General features: G+C 69.6%; 10 protein-coding genes. All 10 read left to right on the top strand.

The annotated features are described in order from the left end of the window. A partial coding sequence (locus BST12_RS32060) for a PE-PGRS family protein (RefSeq protein ID WP_170062149.1) occupies window positions 1-900 on the top strand: 900 nt, incomplete at its 5' end. Between the two features lie 154 nt (window positions 901-1,054). Further along, a complete protein-coding gene (locus tag BST12_RS18610; protein WP_083114609.1) occupies window positions 1,055-4,309 on the top strand; it encodes a helix-turn-helix transcriptional regulator in 3,255 nt (1,084 codons plus the stop codon). A gap of 74 nt (window positions 4,310-4,383) precedes the next feature. Next, window positions 4,384-5,946, top strand: coding sequence for a UDP-N-acetylmuramoyl-L-alanyl-D-glutamate--2,6-diaminopimelate ligase (locus BST12_RS18605; protein ID WP_083114608.1), 1,563 nt, complete (start codon window positions 4,384-4,386; stop codon window positions 5,944-5,946). Then, a complete protein-coding gene (locus BST12_RS18600; protein WP_083114607.1) occupies window positions 5,943-7,445 on the top strand; it encodes a UDP-N-acetylmuramoyl-tripeptide--D-alanyl-D-alanine ligase in 1,503 nt (500 codons plus the stop codon). Before BST12_RS18605 ends, BST12_RS18600 begins: the two co-directional genes overlap by 4 nt. Further along, entirely contained in the window at window positions 7,442-8,521 is a 1,080-nt protein-coding gene (gene mraY, locus BST12_RS18595; protein ID WP_083114606.1) for a phospho-N-acetylmuramoyl-pentapeptide-transferase, read from the top strand. Before BST12_RS18600 ends, mraY begins: the two co-directional genes overlap by 4 nt. Window position 8,522: 1 nt before the next feature. Beyond that, window positions 8,523-9,974: a UDP-N-acetylmuramoyl-L-alanine--D-glutamate ligase gene (gene murD, locus BST12_RS18590; protein WP_083114605.1), complete on the top strand. Its 1,452-nt coding sequence runs from the start codon at window positions 8,523-8,525 to the stop codon at window positions 9,972-9,974. Window positions 9,975-10,041: 67 nt separating this feature from the next. Continuing rightward, entirely contained in the window at window positions 10,042-11,619 is a 1,578-nt protein-coding gene (gene ftsW, locus BST12_RS18585) for a putative lipid II flippase FtsW (protein WP_276028977.1), read from the top strand. Next, window positions 11,616-12,791 (top strand): undecaprenyldiphospho-muramoylpentapeptide beta-N-acetylglucosaminyltransferase, encoded by a 1,176-nt coding sequence (gene murG, locus BST12_RS18580; protein ID WP_083114603.1) that lies wholly within the window; start codon window positions 11,616-11,618, stop codon window positions 12,789-12,791. The genes ftsW and murG overlap by 4 nt, the downstream gene beginning before the upstream one ends. Then, window positions 12,788-14,269: a UDP-N-acetylmuramate--L-alanine ligase gene (gene murC, locus BST12_RS18575; protein ID WP_083114602.1), complete on the top strand. Its 1,482-nt coding sequence runs from the start codon at window positions 12,788-12,790 to the stop codon at window positions 14,267-14,269. The genes murG and murC overlap by 4 nt, the downstream gene beginning before the upstream one ends. After that, on the top strand, window positions 14,266-15,231 hold the full coding sequence (locus tag BST12_RS18570) for a cell division protein FtsQ/DivIB (protein WP_083114601.1): 966 nt from the start codon (window positions 14,266-14,268) through the stop codon (window positions 15,229-15,231). The genes murC and BST12_RS18570 overlap by 4 nt, the downstream gene beginning before the upstream one ends. Window positions 15,232-15,306 lie beyond the last annotated feature (75 nt).

The raw sequence follows: 15,306 nt of genomic DNA, 5'->3' as shown, positions 1-15,306 counted from the left end.
GCGGCGATAGGCGGCACTGGCGGGGCGGGCGGGTACGGCTTTATCGGCGGCGGCGCCGGGGGGACCGGCGGCGAAGGCAACGGCATTCTTTTCGGCTTGGGCGGTGCCGGCGGCGCCGGTGGAACGGGCTTTACGGTAGCGGGTGCCGGTGGGGCCGGGGGCGCCGCCGGGAGTTATCTGTTCAATCTCGGCGGTGCGGGAGGGGCCGGGGGTGTGGCCTTTGATCCCATCGCGGGTGTCGGCGGTGGGGGAGGTGCCGGTGGTATCGCCGGTGGGTTGCTGGGCTTCGCGCAGGGCGGTGGCGGCGGTACGGGTGGCTTCGGTGTCGCCGGCGGCGGTGCGGGCGGTGCGGGCGGCATCGGGGCCGTGGTCGCGGGTGCGGGCATCGGAGGTGTCGGCGGCGCCGGTGGCGTCGGGGAAATCGTCGGTGCGCCCGGCGGTGCGGGCGGTGTGGGCGGCATCGGGGCCGCGATCGTGGGCATCGGGGCCGGCGGCGCCGGCGGAGTCGGTGGCGTCAGTCTCGACGGCGCCGGCGGCACCGGCGGCACGGGCGGCGAGGGCATCCTGGTCGCCGGCGTGGGCGTCGGCGGTGTCGGCGGTGCAGGTGGCGGCAGCGTCACGGCAGCCGGCGGCAATGGCGGTTCCGGCGGTAACTCCGGCGGCCTTCTCACCCTCGGCTTCGGCGGCGACGGCGGCAATGCCGGCACGAGCAACAACAACGTTCCGACCTCTGCCGGCGGGGCCGGCGGAAACGTCGGGGCAACCGTCAACGGCTCTTTCATGCAGACGCTTTTCGGCTTCGGCGGCAACGGCGGCAACGGCTTCAACGGTGGAGCCGGCGGCGCTGGCGGTACCGGCGGCCTGCTGTTGGGTGCAAACGGGGTGAACGGGTCGCCATAGCTCCGTAGTCCAGGTATGGCTGCGATGGGCGTTGCTACTGACTTAGAGACTTTGCGGGCGCGCCGATAACGCCTTTTGCTCGGTCGCCATTATTTTATGTTTCACGGTGGCTGGACGCTGGCTAGCATGAGTGCGACCGAGGAGCGATCTAGGCGTGAGCGAGTTGCTGCCGCAGGGCACGGTGACATTGCTGTTGGCCGATGTCGAGGGCTCCACACGGCTGTGGGAGGCCCAGCCCGACGAAATGGCCGCGGCGATGCAGCGCCTCGATACCGTGGTCTCCGACGTGATCGCCGCCCACGACGGAGTCCGGCCGGTCGAGCAGGGCGAGGGCGACAGCTTTGTCGTGGCGTTCACGCGTGCCTCTGATGCGGTGTCGGCCGCGCTGGACTTGCAACGAGCGCCGCTGGCTCCGATCCGGTTACGCATCGGTGTGCATACCGGCGAAGTGCGGCTGCGCGATGAGGGCAACTACGCTGGTCCGACCATCAACCGGACCGCGCGCCTGCGTGACCTGGCGCACGGGGGACAGACGGTGCTCTCGGGCTCGGCCGAGAGCCTGATCGCCGATGGGCTGCCGGAGGGGGCGTGGCTGATCGATCTCGGCACCCACCAACTGCGTGACCTGCCGCGTCCCGAGCGGGTGGTACAGCTTTGTCATCCCGATCTGCGTACCGAGTTCCCGCCGCTGCGGACTACCAATGAGGTTGTCGCCCATGGTATTCCGGTACACCTGACACGCTTCGTTGGGCGCGGCGCGCAGATCAGCGAAGTGCACCGGCTACTCACTGAAAACCGGCTGGTGACGTTGACGGGCCCCGGCGGCGTGGGCAAGACGCGGATGTCGGCACAGCTCGCCGCCCAGACGGCGGGGGATTTCGGCGGGGCGTGGTTTGTGGATCTGGCGCCGATCACCCACCCCGATCTGGTGCCGATCACAGTGGCGCGAACCCTGGGACTGCACGACCAGCCCGGCCGCTCCACGACCGACACCGTGCTGCGTTTCCTCGGTGCGCGTCGGGCTCTGGTGGTCCTGGACAACTGCGAGCATGTGATGGACGCGGCCGCAGCCCTGGTGGTGGCGCTGGTGGAAACGTGCCCGGGGGTGCGCGTGCTGGCGACCAGCCGGGAGCCGATCCGGGTTCCCGGCGAGGTGAGCTACCGGGTGCCGTCGCTGTCGCTCACGGATGAAGCCATTCAGATGTTCAGCTTCCGCGCGCAGCGCGTTCGTCCCGAGTTCGGTCTGACCGATGACAACCGTGCCCTGGTGACCGAGATCTGTGACCGGCTCGACGGTTTGCCGCTGGCGATCGAGCTGGCGGCCGCGCGGGTGCGGGCGCTGTCGCTGGACGAGATCTTGGACGGGTTGCGGGACCGGTTCCAGCTGTTGACCGGTGGGGCGCGCACCCTATCGCGCCGTCAGCAAACGCTGTGGGGCTCGGTGGAGTGGTCCTACGACATGTTGACCGATCACGAACGCGCGTTGTTCCGCCGGCTGGCAGTGTTCGTCGGCGCCTTTTCTCTCGATGACGCGCACGCCGTCAGCGGTGGTGGCCTGCCCCGTTACCAGGTCCTCGACGACCTCACCCTACTGGTGGAGAAGTCGCTGGTGGTAGCCAGCGAAACCGGCGGCCGGACGCGCTATCGGTTGCTCGAGACGATGCGTCAGTACGCACAGGAGAAGCTGGCTGAGGCCGGCGAAGTCGACGTCGTGGGGGCCCGCCACCGCGACCACTACACGGCGCTGGGCACCCTGCTCGACGACCCCGGCCGCACCGACTACGCCCTGCGTCTCGACCAGGCCGAGGCAGAGATCGACAACATGCGAACCGCCTTCGCGTGGAGCCTTGAGCAGTCCGATACCGAAACGGCGCTGGCGCTGGCGTCTTCGCTGCTGCCGGTGTGGATGACGCGCGGCCGGATCCGGGAGGGTCGGGCGTGGTTCGACATCGTCCTGCAAGCCGTCAGTTCCCAACAGATCGAGGTGTCGGCCGCGGTGCGGGCGCGGGCGCTGGCCGACAAGGCCCTGCTCGATATGTTCGTCGACGCGGCCACCGGCATGGATCAGGCCCAACAGGCGCTGCAGATGGCGCGTGCCGTCGGCGACCCTGCGCTGCTGGCCCGGACGCTGACGACCTGCGGTCTGATCGCGGTAGCGGTGGCGCAGGCCCAGGTTGCGGCGGGTTACTTCGCTGAGGCCATCGACCTGGCGCGCGCCGTCGACGATCGCTGGCGGCTGGCCCAGATCCTCACCTACCAAGCGGTGGACGCGGTGGTGGCCGGTTTCCCGGTCGCGGCGCGCGCCGCCGCCCAAGAGGGCCGCCAGCTGGCCGACGCGATGGGTAGCCGGTCGGATTCGCTGTGGTGCCGTTGGTGTCTCGGGTTCGCCCAGTTGATGCACGGCGATCTCGCCGACGCGGTCGCCCAGTTCGGCGAGGTCGTGGAAGAGGCCGAGGCGGCGCAGGAGATCATGCAGAGAGCCAATAGCGTGCAGGGCCTGGCCATTGCCCTTGCGTACCAGGGCGATGTCAGTGCGGCTCGAGCCGCGGCCGACGTGGCCCTCGATGCGGCGGAGTTGGGCGAATACTTCGCCGGTATGGGCTATTCGGCGTTGGCCACCGCGGCCCTTGCCGCCGGTGACGTTGAAACCGCGAAAAGCTCCAGCGAGGCGGCCTGGACGAACCTGGGCTCGGTGGTGCCGCAGATCGCTGCGCCGCAGCGGGCATTCAACGCGCAGGTGGCCCTGGCGGCCGGGGATGTGGCCGCGGCGCGCCGCTGGTGCGACGACGCGGTGGAGTCGATGACCGGCCGCCACCTGATGAGGGCGCTGGCGACGCGCGCCAGGATCGCGAAAGCCGAAGGTAAGCGGGAAGAGGCCGAAACCGACGCCCAGAACGCATTGTGCTGCGCTGCCGACAGCGAAGCGTATGTGGATCTGCCCGACGTGCTCGAATGCCTGGCCGGTATGGCCGTCGAGGACACCATGCACACGGGTGCGGCGCGGCTTTACGGCGCGGCGGACGCTATCCGCAAGCGCCTCGGGGTGGTCCGCTTCATGATCTATCAGGCGGAGTATGAGGCGGCGCTGACAGCACTGCGAAACGCCATGGACCAGAACGCTTTCGACGCCGGCTGGGCCGAGGGTGCGGCGTTGACCACCGAGGAGGCGATCTCCTATGCCAAGCGCGGGCATGGTTGGCGTAAACGACCGGCCACCGGTTGGGAGTCGCTCACACCGACCGAGATCGATGTGGTGCGACTGGTAACCGAAGGACTGGCCAACAAGGACATCGCCACTAGGCTTTTCGTCTCACCGCGAACCGTGCAAACTCACCTGACGCACGTGTACACCAAACTCGGCCTCACCTCTCGCGTCCAACTAGCTCAAGCGGCCGCCAGCCGCGTCTGAACGCCTCACCCCCGCGGGGCTAGGTAGGGTGTCAGGGCCGATCTTGGCGGTTCTGCCAGATCGGGTCGAGTCGGATGGAGGTGCTGGCAGACGTGGAGTCGACCCCCGCTGACCTGCGCCCCAACCCCGGCGCGGGCGTACAGCTGGCGACGCTGGCCGACCAGGTGGGGGCGGTCCTGGCCGACACCGCGGCCGCGCGCACAACCGTTCCGGACGTGCCGATCACCGGTGTGACGCTGCGCGCGCAGGCGGTGCGGCCCGGCGATTTGTTCGCCGCGCTGGCCGGCGCGGCTACCCACGGCGCCCGCTACGCCGGCGACGCGATTGACCGTGGCGCCGTCGCGGTGCTCACCGACGTCGCCGGGGTGGCCGAGCTGGGTGCACGCGCGGACGCGGTGCCGGTGTTGGTGCACCCCGCACCCCGAACCGTGCTGGGTGCTCTGGCCGCCACCGTGTATGGACATCCGTCCGAGCGCGTGACGGTGATCGGAATCACCGGGACCTCGGGCAAGACGACCACCACTTATATGGTCGAGGCCGGATTACGCACCGCCGGCCGGGTCGCCGGGCTGGTGGGCACGATCGGCGTGCGCATCGACGGAGCCGATATTCCCAGCGCGCTCACCACCCCCGAGGCCCCCGCCCTGCAGGCGATGCTGGCGGCGATGTCCGAACGCGGGGTGGACACGGTGGTCATGGAGGTGTCCAGCCACGCCCTGACGCTGGGCCGGGTGGACGGCACCGACTTCGCGGTCGGCGGCTTCACCAACCTGTCGCGCGACCATCTCGACTTTCACCCCACGATGGCCGACTACTTCGAGGCCAAGGCACTGCTGTTCGATCCGGGCTCGGCGCTGCGTGCCCGCCGGGCGGTGGTATGCGTCGACGACGAGGCCGGGCGCGCGATGGCCGCCCGGGCCGGCGACGCGATCACCGTCAGCACCGCAGACCAGCCCGCACACTGGCGTGCCGCCGAGATCGCACCACTGGGTGCCGGCGGACAAGAATTCAGCGTCGTCGATCCCGCCGGCGTGCAACACCGGGTCGGCATCCCGTTACCGGGGCGCTACAACATCGCCAATTGCCTTGTGGCGCTTGCCATTCTGGATTCGGTCGGGATATCGCCGGAGCAGGCCGCAGTGGGCCTGCGCGACATCCGGGTACCGGGGCGCCTGGAGCGGGTCGACCGCGGGCAGGATTTCCTGGCGCTCGTCGACTACGCCCACAAGCCCGAGGCGTTGCGCGCGGTGCTGAGTACCTTACTGCACGCGGACCGCCGGCTCGCGGTGGTTTTCGGCGCCGGCGGCGATCGCGACCCGGGCAAACGTGCCCAAATGGGCAAGATCGCCGCAGAACTCGCCGATCTCGTCGTCGTCACCGACGACAACCCGCGCAGTGAGGATCCCGCGGCGATCCGTCGCGAAATACTGTCCGGCGCGGCCGAAAGCGGCGCGGCGAAGGTGGTCGAGATCGGCGATCGTCGCGAGGCGATCCGGCATGCGGTGGCCTGGGCGGGACCAGGCGACGTGGTACTCATCGCCGGCAAAGGCCACGAAACGGGTCAGCGGGCGGGCGACCAGGTGCGCCCGTTCGACGACCGAGAGGAGCTCGCCCGGGCGCTGGAGGCCCGCGAATGATCGACCTGACCGTCGCCCAGATCGCCGAGATCGTCGGGGGCCAACTGGCCGACATCTCGCCGCAAGACGCCGCGCGACGCCACGTCACCGGCACCGTGGAATTCGACTCGCGCGCGGTGGGCGCGGGCGGGCTGTTCCTGGCGCTACCCGGCGCGCGCGCCGACGGCCACGATCACGCGGCGTCGGCGGTGGCCGCTGGGGCGGTCGCGGTGCTGGCCGCGCGGCCCGTCGGTGTTCCCGCGATAGTCGTTGCGCCGCAACAAAATTCGGCCGGAGACGCGCTCTCCGGTGTGCTCGAACACGACGCTGACGGATCGGGTGCGGCGGTGCTGGCCGCGCTGGCCAAGCTGGCCAGGGCGGTGGCCACGGAATTGGTGGCGGGCGGGCTGGCCATCGTCGGGATCACCGGCTCGTCGGGTAAGACGTCGACCAAGGACCTCGTCGCCGCCGTCCTGAAGCCGCTGGGCCAGGTGGTGGCCCCACCCGGATCCTTCAACAACGAGCTGGGCCATCCCTGGACCGTGCTGCGCGCGACCCGCGACACCGACTACCTGGTGCTGGAGATGTCGGCGCGCCATCCCGGCAATATCGCGGCGTTGGCGCAGATCGCGACGCCATCGATCGGAGTGGTGCTCAACGTCGGTACCGCGCACCTGGGGGAGTTCGGCTCCCGGGAGGTCATCGCGCAAACCAAATCCGAACTGCCGCAAGCTGTTCCGTCATCGGGTGTGGTCATCCTCAACGCCGACGACCCCGCGGTGGCCGCGATGGCCCAGGTGACCGCGGCCCGGGTGGTCCGGGTCAGCCGTGGCGAGGGCGCTGACGTGTGGGCCGGCCCGGTGTCGCTGGACGAACTGGCCCGGCCGCAGTTCACCATGCACGCCGGCAGTGCCACCGTGGACATTCGACTCGGGGTGTACGGCGACCATCAGGTCGGCAACGCGCTGACCGCGGCTGCGGTCGCCCTGGAATGCGGCGCCAGCCTGCAACAGGTGGCGGACGCGCTTGCCGCGGCGGGCCCCACATCTCGGCACCGCATGCAGGTGACCACCCGCCCCGATGGCGTGACGATCATCGACGACGCCTACAACGCCAACCCCGACTCGATGCGGGCCGGGCTGCAGGCGCTGGCCTGGATCGCGCACGGCGAAGCGCAGCGGCGCAGTTGGGCGGTGCTGGGCGAGATGGGCGAACTCGGTGACGACGCGATAACCGAGCATGATCGCATCGGCAGGCTCGCGGTGCGCTTAGATGTGTCTCGACTCGTTGTCGTGGGAACCGGGAGGTCGATGAGCGCCATGCACCACGCTGCGGTCCTGGAAGGCGCGTGGGGGGCGGCGGATGACAGGGGAGCCGTCAGCGTCCCCGATGCCGACGCCGCCCTGGCGTTATTGCGGGCCGAGGTCCAGCCCGGGGATGTGGTCCTGGTCAAGGCCTCCAACGCGGTCGGCTTGGGGGCGCTGGCCGACGCCCTGGTTAGCGAGGGCGCGTCCGCATGAGGCAGATCCTGATCGCCGTTGCCATCGCGGTGACCGTGTCCATCCTGGCGACCCCGGCGCTGATCCGGTTGTTCACCAAACAGGGATTCGGCCACCAGATCCGCGAGGACGGCCCGCCCAGCCACCACACCAAGCGCGGCACCCCCTCGATGGGCGGCGTGGCGATCCTGGCCGGCATCTGGGCCGGGTATCTGGGTACTCACCTGGCGGGTTTGGCGTTCGACGGTGAAGGTGTATCCGCTTCGGGGCTGTTGGTGCTGGGCCTGGCCACCGCGCTGGGTGGCGTCGGGTTCATCGATGACCTGATCAAGATCCGCCGGTCGCGCAACCTCGGCCTGAACAAGACGGCCAAGACGGTCGGGCAGATCACCGCGGCCGTGCTGTTTGCCGTGCTGGTGCTGCAGTTTCGCAATCCCGCCGGGTTGACGCCGGGCAGCGCGGATCTGTCCTATGTGCGTGAAATCGCTACCGTCACATTGGCTCCCGCGTTGTTCGTGCTGTTCTGTGTGGTCGTCGTCAGCGCCTGGTCCAATGCGGTCAACTTCACCGACGGCCTGGACGGACTTGCCGCGGGCTGCATGGCCATGGTGACCGCCGCCTACGTGCTGATCACCTTCTGGCAATACCGCAACGCCTGCGTCACCGCCCCCGGCCTGGGCTGCTACAACGTGCGCGACCCGCTGGACCTGGCGCTCATCGCGGCCGCGACCGCCGGCGCCTGCATCGGCTTTCTGTGGTGGAATGCCGCACCCGCCAAGATATTCATGGGCGACACCGGCTCGCTGGCGCTGGGTGGCATCATCGCGGGGTTGTCGGTCACCAGTCGCACCGAAATCCTCGCGGTGGTGCTGGGTTCGCTGTTCGTTGCCGAAGTCACCTCGGTGGTCTTGCAAATCTTGGCCTTCCGCACCACGGGGCGCCGGGTGTTCCGGATGGCGCCCTTTCATCACCATTTCGAGTTGAGTGGCTGGGCCGAGACAACGGTGATCATCCGGTTCTGGCTGCTCACCGCGATCACCTGCGGTCTCGGGGTGGCCCTGTTCTACGGTGAGTGGCTCGGCGCGATCGGTGCCTGACGTGCTTGGCCCCCTGGCCGCGGGTGCGCCCGTATTGATCGCCGGTGCCCGGGTGACCGGGCGCGCGGTGCTGGATGCGCTGACCCGCTTCGAAGCGGTGCCCACGCTGTGCGACGACGACCCGGCCATGCTGCACCCCTATGCCGAACGCGGCGTGGCGACGGTCGATACCTCGTCGGCGATCCAGCAGATCGCCGATTACGCCCTGGTCGTCACGAGTCCCGGCTTTCGTCCCGAGGCCCCTGTACTGGCAGCGGCCGCGGCAGCCGGGGTGCCAGTCTGGGGCGACGTCGAGCTGGCCTGGCGGCTGGATGCGGCGGGTAGTTATGGGCCGCCGCGCCGCTGGGTGGTGGTGACCGGCACCAATGGCAAGACCACCACAACCTCGATGCTGCATGCCATGCTGACCGCGGGCGGCCTGCGCAGCGCGCTGTGCGGCAACATCGGCAACCCGGTGCTGGAGGTGCTCGCCGAGCCCGTCGACCTGTTTGCCGTGGAATTGTCGAGCTTCCAGCTGTTCTGGGCGCCGTCGCTGCGCCCGGAGGCCGGAGCGGTGCTCAACATCGCCGAAGACCATCTGGACTGGCATCCCACAATGGCCGAATACAGCGCGGCCAAAGCCCGGGTACTGACCGGCCGGGTGGCGGTGGTGGGGCTGGACGACGCCCGGGCAGCCGCGCTGCTGGATAGCGCGCCGGCGCAGGTGCGCGCCGGTTTCCGGCTCGGCGAGCCCGGCGCCGGCGAACTCGGCGTGCGCGACGGCATCCTTGTCGACCGCGCCTTCGCCGACGACCTGCCACTGCTGCCGGCCGCCTCGATACCGGTGCCCGGGCCGGTCGGCGTGCTCGACGCCCTGGCCGCTGCGGCGCTGGCCCGGTCGGTTGGGGTGTCCGCCGACGCGATTGCCGCGGCGATCGCGTCGTTCCAGGTCGGCCGGCACCGGGCCGAGGTGGTGGCCGTCGCCGACGGCATCAGATACGTCGACGACTCCAAGGCCACCAACCCGCACGCCGCCGAGGCTTCGGTGCTGGCTTACCCGCGAGTGGTGTGGGTGGCCGGTGGTCTGCTCAAGGGTGCCTCCTTGGACGCAGAGGTGGCCCGAATCGCGTCTCACCTGGTCGGAGCCGTGTTGATCGGTCAGGATCGAGCAGAGGTTGCCGAGGCGTTATCGCGACACGCCCCCGATGTCCCCGTGGTCCAGGTTGTGACAGGCGAGGATGTTGGGATGCATGCGACTGCTGAGGTTCTTGTTACTAATGTGACTCAAGATGATAACGCCGGCGAAACTATCGGCACTCGCGTGATGACGGTGGCGGTGGCCGCTGCCCGCCAGCTGGCCAAGCCCGGCGACACCGTGCTGCTGGCCCCGGCCGGCGCATCGTTTGACCAGTTCACCGGCTACGCCGACCGGGGCGACGCGTTCGCCGCAGCCGTGCGCGCCGCGGTTCGGTAGGCGGGTGGCTAGCGCGCTGACCCGGCTGTTACGCCGGGGCAAGGGGGACCAGGGCACGGGTCAAGCCATGAGCGAGGGCGAAACCGAGCAGGACGAGGCGTCGGAGTCCTCGATATCCCCGGCTGAACCGGTGGCCACCGAAGCGGCCGGCCGCGCCGAGGCGAAGGCCCAGCCGAAAGTCGACGGGCCGCGTACTCGCTTCGGTGCCTGGCTCGGCCGGCCCATGACCTCGTTTCACCTGATCATCGCCGTGGCTGCGCTGCTGACCACGCTGGGCCTGATCATGGTGCTGTCGGCGTCGGGAGTGCGGTCCTACGACGACGACGGATCGGCGTGGGTGATTTTCGGCAAGCAGGTGCTGTGGACCGTCGTCGGGCTGATCGGCTGCTATGTCTCGTTGCGAATGTCGGTGCGGTTCATGCGACGCATCGCCTTCACCGGCTTTGCCATCACCATCGTGTTGCTGGTGCTGGTGCTGGTTCCCGGAATCGGCAAGGAGGCCAACGGGTCTCGCGGTTGGTTCGTGGTTGCGGGCTTCTCCATGCAGCCCTCTGAGCTGACCAAGATGGCGTTCGCGATCTGGGGCGCACACCTGCTGGCCGCGCGGCGGATGGAGCGGGCATCGCTGCGCGAGATGCTGATTCCCCTGGTGCCGGCGGCCATCGTGGCGCTGGCGCTGATCGTGGCGCAGCCCGACCTCGGGCAGACGGTGTCGCTGGGCATCATCTTGCTGGGCCTGCTCTGGTACGCCGGGCTGCCGCTACGCGTCTTCCTCACCTCGCTGGGCGCCGTCGTCGTCTCCGCGGCGATCCTCGCGGTGTCCGCGGGTTACCGGTCTGACCGGGTGCGGTCGTGGCTGAACCCCGAAGACGACCCGATGGACTCCGGCTACCAGGCCCGGCAGGCAAAGTACGCACTTGCCCACGGCGGTATCTTCGGCGACGGGCTGGGCCAGGGCGTGGCCAAATGGAACTACCTGCCCAACGCTCACAACGACTTCATCTTCGCCATCATCGGCGAGGAGCTGGGCATGATTGGCGCACTCGGGCTGCTCGGACTGTTCGGGTTGTTCGCCTACACCGGCATGCGGATCGCCCGCCGCTCGGCCGACCCCTTCCTGCGGCTGCTGACGGCCACCACCACGCTGTGGGTCCTGGGGCAGGCGTTCATCAACATCGGCTACGTCATCGGGCTACTGCCCGTCACCGGTCTGCAGTTGCCGCTGATCTCGGCCGGTGGAACCTCCACTGCCGCAACACTTACCCAGATCGGCATCATTGCCAGCGCCGCGCGCCACGAACCCGAAGCGGTGGCCGCGCTGCGGGCCGGGCGCGACGACAGGGTGAACCGGTTGCTGCGGTTGCCGCTGCCCGAACCGTACGTGCCGACGCGGCTCGAGGCGTTCCGCGACCGCAAACGCCCACAGCCGGGCAAGCAGTCGGTCGACCGCAAGGCTTCCAAGCAAGCCCCACGGCAAGCTCCCCGCCAGCTGAAGAAGCCCCCGCGACCGGCATTACCCCGAACGGCTGATCGCACGGCACGCCGGTCAGTGCATCATGGATCTGGCCAGCGCCGCGTTGCCGAGGCGGCCGGTCAGCGTCAAACACGGCGCGTTCGCGCACTGGAAGGTCAACGTTACGGGTGAACGACACGGTCAAAGAGCCGGCCGGCGGGCAGGGGGCAAGCCCCCGGCCCGCCGGTATCGCGTTGTCGGTTGTGCTCGCCGGTGGCGGCACCGCCGGCCATGTAGAGCCGGCAATGGCCGTCGCCGACGCCTTGACCGCGCTGGATCCGCACGTGCGGATCACCGCGCTGGGCACCGCGCGCGGGCTGGAGACCCGGCTGGTGCCCGAGCGGGGCTACCACCTCGAGCTGATCACCCCGGTGCCGTTGCCGCGCAAACCCAGCGGTGATCTGGCGCGGCTGCCACCACGAGTGTGGCGCGCCGTCCGGGAAACCCGGGCGGTGCTGGACACCGTCGACGCCGACGTGATCATCGGGTTCGGCGGTTATGTGGCCCTGCCGGCCTATCTGGCGGCCCGTGGGCTCGGCCGGCGGCGCCGCATTCCCGTAGTGATCCACGAAGCGAATGCGCGGGCCGGGCTGGCCAACCGGGTCGGCGCGCGCACCGCCGACCGGGTGCTTTCGGCGGTACCGGATTCCGGGCTGCGGCACGCCGAGGTGGTGGGGGTACCGGTTCGCGCGGCCATCACTTCGCTCGACCGCGCGGCGCTGCGTGCCGAAGCGCGGGCACATTTCGGGTTCGCTCCCGACGCGCGGGTGCTGCTGGTGTTCGGCGGCTCGCAGGGTGCGGTCTCGCTCAATCGGGCGGTAGCGGGCGCCGCCGCGGGCCTGGCCGCCGCGGGCGTATCCGTGCTGCACGCCCACGGACCCAAGAACACCCTCGAGCTGGGCACTCCCGGCCCGGGTGACCCTCCGTACGTCGCGGTGCCCTACCTGGACCGGATGGATCTGGCCTACGCCGCCGCCGACATGGTGATCTGTCGCTCCGGGGCGATGACGGTGGCCGAGGTGTCGGCCGTGGGCCTGCCTGCGATCTATGTCCCGCTGCCGATCGGCAATGGGGAGCAGCGGCTCAACGCCCTACCGGTAGTCAATGCCGGTGGTGGCATGGTGGTGGCCGACGCCGCTCTGACACCGGCCCTCGTTACTCAGCAGGTGGCCGGGCTGCTCACCGATCCGCCGCGACTGGCGGCAATGACGGCGGCCGCCGCACAGGTCGGACACCGGGATGCGGCACAGCAGGTGGCCTGGGCGGCGCTGGAAATCGCGCGCACCGTGGGAGGGCGCCGATGACGGCCGAACAACTACCACCCGAACTGCAGCGGGTGCACATGGTGGGCATCGGTGGGGCCGGCATGTCGGGCATCGCCCGGATCCTGCTGGATCGCGGCGGCCTGGTGTCGGGCTCGGATGCCAAGGAATCGCGTGGTGTGCACGCGTTGCGGGCGCGCGGCGCGGAGATCCGGATCGGACACGACGCGTCGTCGCTGGACCTGCTGCCCGGTGGTGTCACAGCCGTTATCACCACCCACGCAGCCATTCCCAAAACCAACCCCGAGCTGGTTGAAGCGCGCCGTCGCGGCATCCCGGTGATACTGCGACCAGTGGTGCTGGCCAAGCTGATGGCCGGGCGCACCACGTTGATGGTCACCGGCACGCACGGCAAGACCACCACGACCTCGATGCTCATCGTTGCACTGCAGCACTGCGGGCGGGATCCGTCCTTCGCCGTCGGCGGCGAGCTGGGGGAGGCCGCAACCAACGCCCACCACGGCAGCGGCGACTATTTCGTTGCCGAAGCCGACGAAAGCGACGGCTCGCTGCTGGAATACACCCCCGACGTCGCGGTCGTCACCAACATCGAGTCCGACCATCTGGACTTCTACGGCAGCACCGAGGCCTACGTCGGCGTGTTCGACTCCTTCGTCGAGCGCCTCGCGCCCGGCGGTGCGCTGGTGGTGTGTACCGATGACCCCGGTGCGGCAGCGCTGGCTCAGCGCACCGATGAATTGGGAATCCGGGTGCTGCGCTATGGCTCTGCCGGTGCGAATCTGGCGGGCACGCTGCTGTCCTGGGAGCAGCAGGGTACTGAAGCGGTCGCCCACATCCGGCTGGCCGGTGAAACCCAGCCGCGGGTGATGCGGCTCTTGATACCGGGTCGGCACATGGCGCTCAATGCGTTGGGTGCGCTGCTGGCGGCCATCGACTGCGGCGCCCCGGCCGACGAGGTGCTCGACGGCCTGGCCGGCTTCGAGGGTGTGCGGCGCCGGTTCGAACTGGTCGGCACCTCGGGAGTCGGCGACGCATCGGTGCGGGTGTTCGACGACTACGCCCACCACCCGACGGAGATCAGCGCCACGCTGGCCGCGGTACGTCAGGTGCTCGAGCAGGGCCCGAAGACCCCTCATGCAGGTCGGTCGCTGGTGGTGTTTCAACCCCATTTGTATTCGCGGACAAAGGCTTTCGCCGCCGAGTTCGGTCATGCTCTGAACGCCGCCGACGAAGTGTTCGTACTGGACGTCTATGGCGCGCGCGAACAACCGCTGGCCGGTGTCAGTGGAGCCAGCGTCGCTGAGCACGTCACCGTTCCGGTGCGCTATATGCCGGACTTTTCCGCGGTCGCCGAGGAAGTGGCCGAAGCCGCCGGCCCGGGTGACGTCATCGTGACGATGGGCGCCGGCGACGTGACCCTGCTGGGGCCGGAGATCGTGACCGCGCTGCGGGCGCGGGCCAACCGCAGTGCGCCGGGTCGTCCGGGAGAATTGCAGTGACCGAGCCGAACGAGGCCCGCCAGGGCTTGGCTGAGGAAGACGGAGCCGAGGCCGCGGCCGACGGCCCAATCGAGGCCACCACCGAGCCCATCGCCGCTCAGCCGCAGGACGCCCCGGAACAGCCGGAAGAGGACGAATTCGAGGGGCCGCGGCGGCGCGCCCGCCGGGAACGTGCCGAGCGCCGCGCCGCGCAGGCTCGTGCGACCGCGATCGAGGAGGCGCGCCGCGAGGCCAAGCGGCGAGCCCGAGGGCTAAGCGCCGCCGGGGCGAACGCTCCCAAAAACACCGCGCGGGGCGTGGTTCGCGGCTTGAAGATGCTGCTGGCGACGGTGGTGCTGGCCATCGTCGGGGTCGGGCTGGCGCTGATTCTGTACTTCACGCCGGTGATGTCGGCGCGCAATATCGTCGTCACCGGGATAGGTGCGGTAAGCCGCGAGGAGATCCTCGACGCGGCGCAGGTGCGGCCCGGGACACCACTGCTGCAGATCAATACCGACCAGGTAGCCGACCGGGTGGCCGCGATCCGCCGGGTTGCCAGCGCACGGGTGCAGCGGCAGTACCCGTCGGCGTTGCGGATCACCATCGTGGAGCGAGTTCCGGTGGTGGTCAAGGATTTTCCCGATGGGCCGCACTTATTTGATCGCGACGGCGTCGACTTCGCGACCGATCCGCCGCCGCCGGGACTGCCTTACATAGACGTCGAAAATCCCGGGCCGACCGATCCGACGACCCTGGCCGCGCTGCAAGTGCTGACTGCGCTGCGTCCGGAGGTCTTAGGGCAAGTAGGCAGGATCGCGGCGCCTTCGGTGTCGTCGATCACTCTGACGTTGTCCGACGGCCGGGTGGTGATCTGGGGGAGCACCGACCGCGCCGAGGAGAAAGCCGAGAAGCTGGCGGCGCTGTTGACACAGCCGGGCCGGACTTACGACGTATCCAGCCCCGACCTGCCGACCGTCAAGTGACGATATCGCCGCGAACTCGGCGCCAGGCGCGAAAAAAATGCCCCCGGCGCGTCGGCGCGCCTGCGCGGTAAGTCC

The organism is Mycobacterium angelicum (genome assembly GCF_002086155.1).
GTDB lineage: Bacteria > Actinomycetota > Actinomycetes > Mycobacteriales > Mycobacteriaceae > Mycobacterium > Mycobacterium angelicum.
The sequence above is the reverse complement of the archived record's forward strand: the minus strand, read 5'-3'. Positions and strand labels throughout refer to the sequence as shown.

Coding starts and splice junctions, on each gene's coding strand:
- mraY (WP_083114606.1), top strand. CDS start 7,442: ATGAGGCAGATCCTGATCGCCGTTGCCATCGCGGTGACCGTGTCCATC.
- BST12_RS18605 (WP_083114608.1), top strand. CDS start 4,384: ATGGAGGTGCTGGCAGACGTGGAGTCGACCCCCGCTGACCTGCGCCCC.
- ftsW (WP_276028977.1), top strand. CDS start 10,042: ATGAGCGAGGGCGAAACCGAGCAGGACGAGGCGTCGGAGTCCTCGATA.
- BST12_RS18600 (WP_083114607.1), top strand. CDS start 5,943: ATGATCGACCTGACCGTCGCCCAGATCGCCGAGATCGTCGGGGGCCAA.
- murC (WP_083114602.1), top strand. CDS start 12,788: ATGACGGCCGAACAACTACCACCCGAACTGCAGCGGGTGCACATGGTG.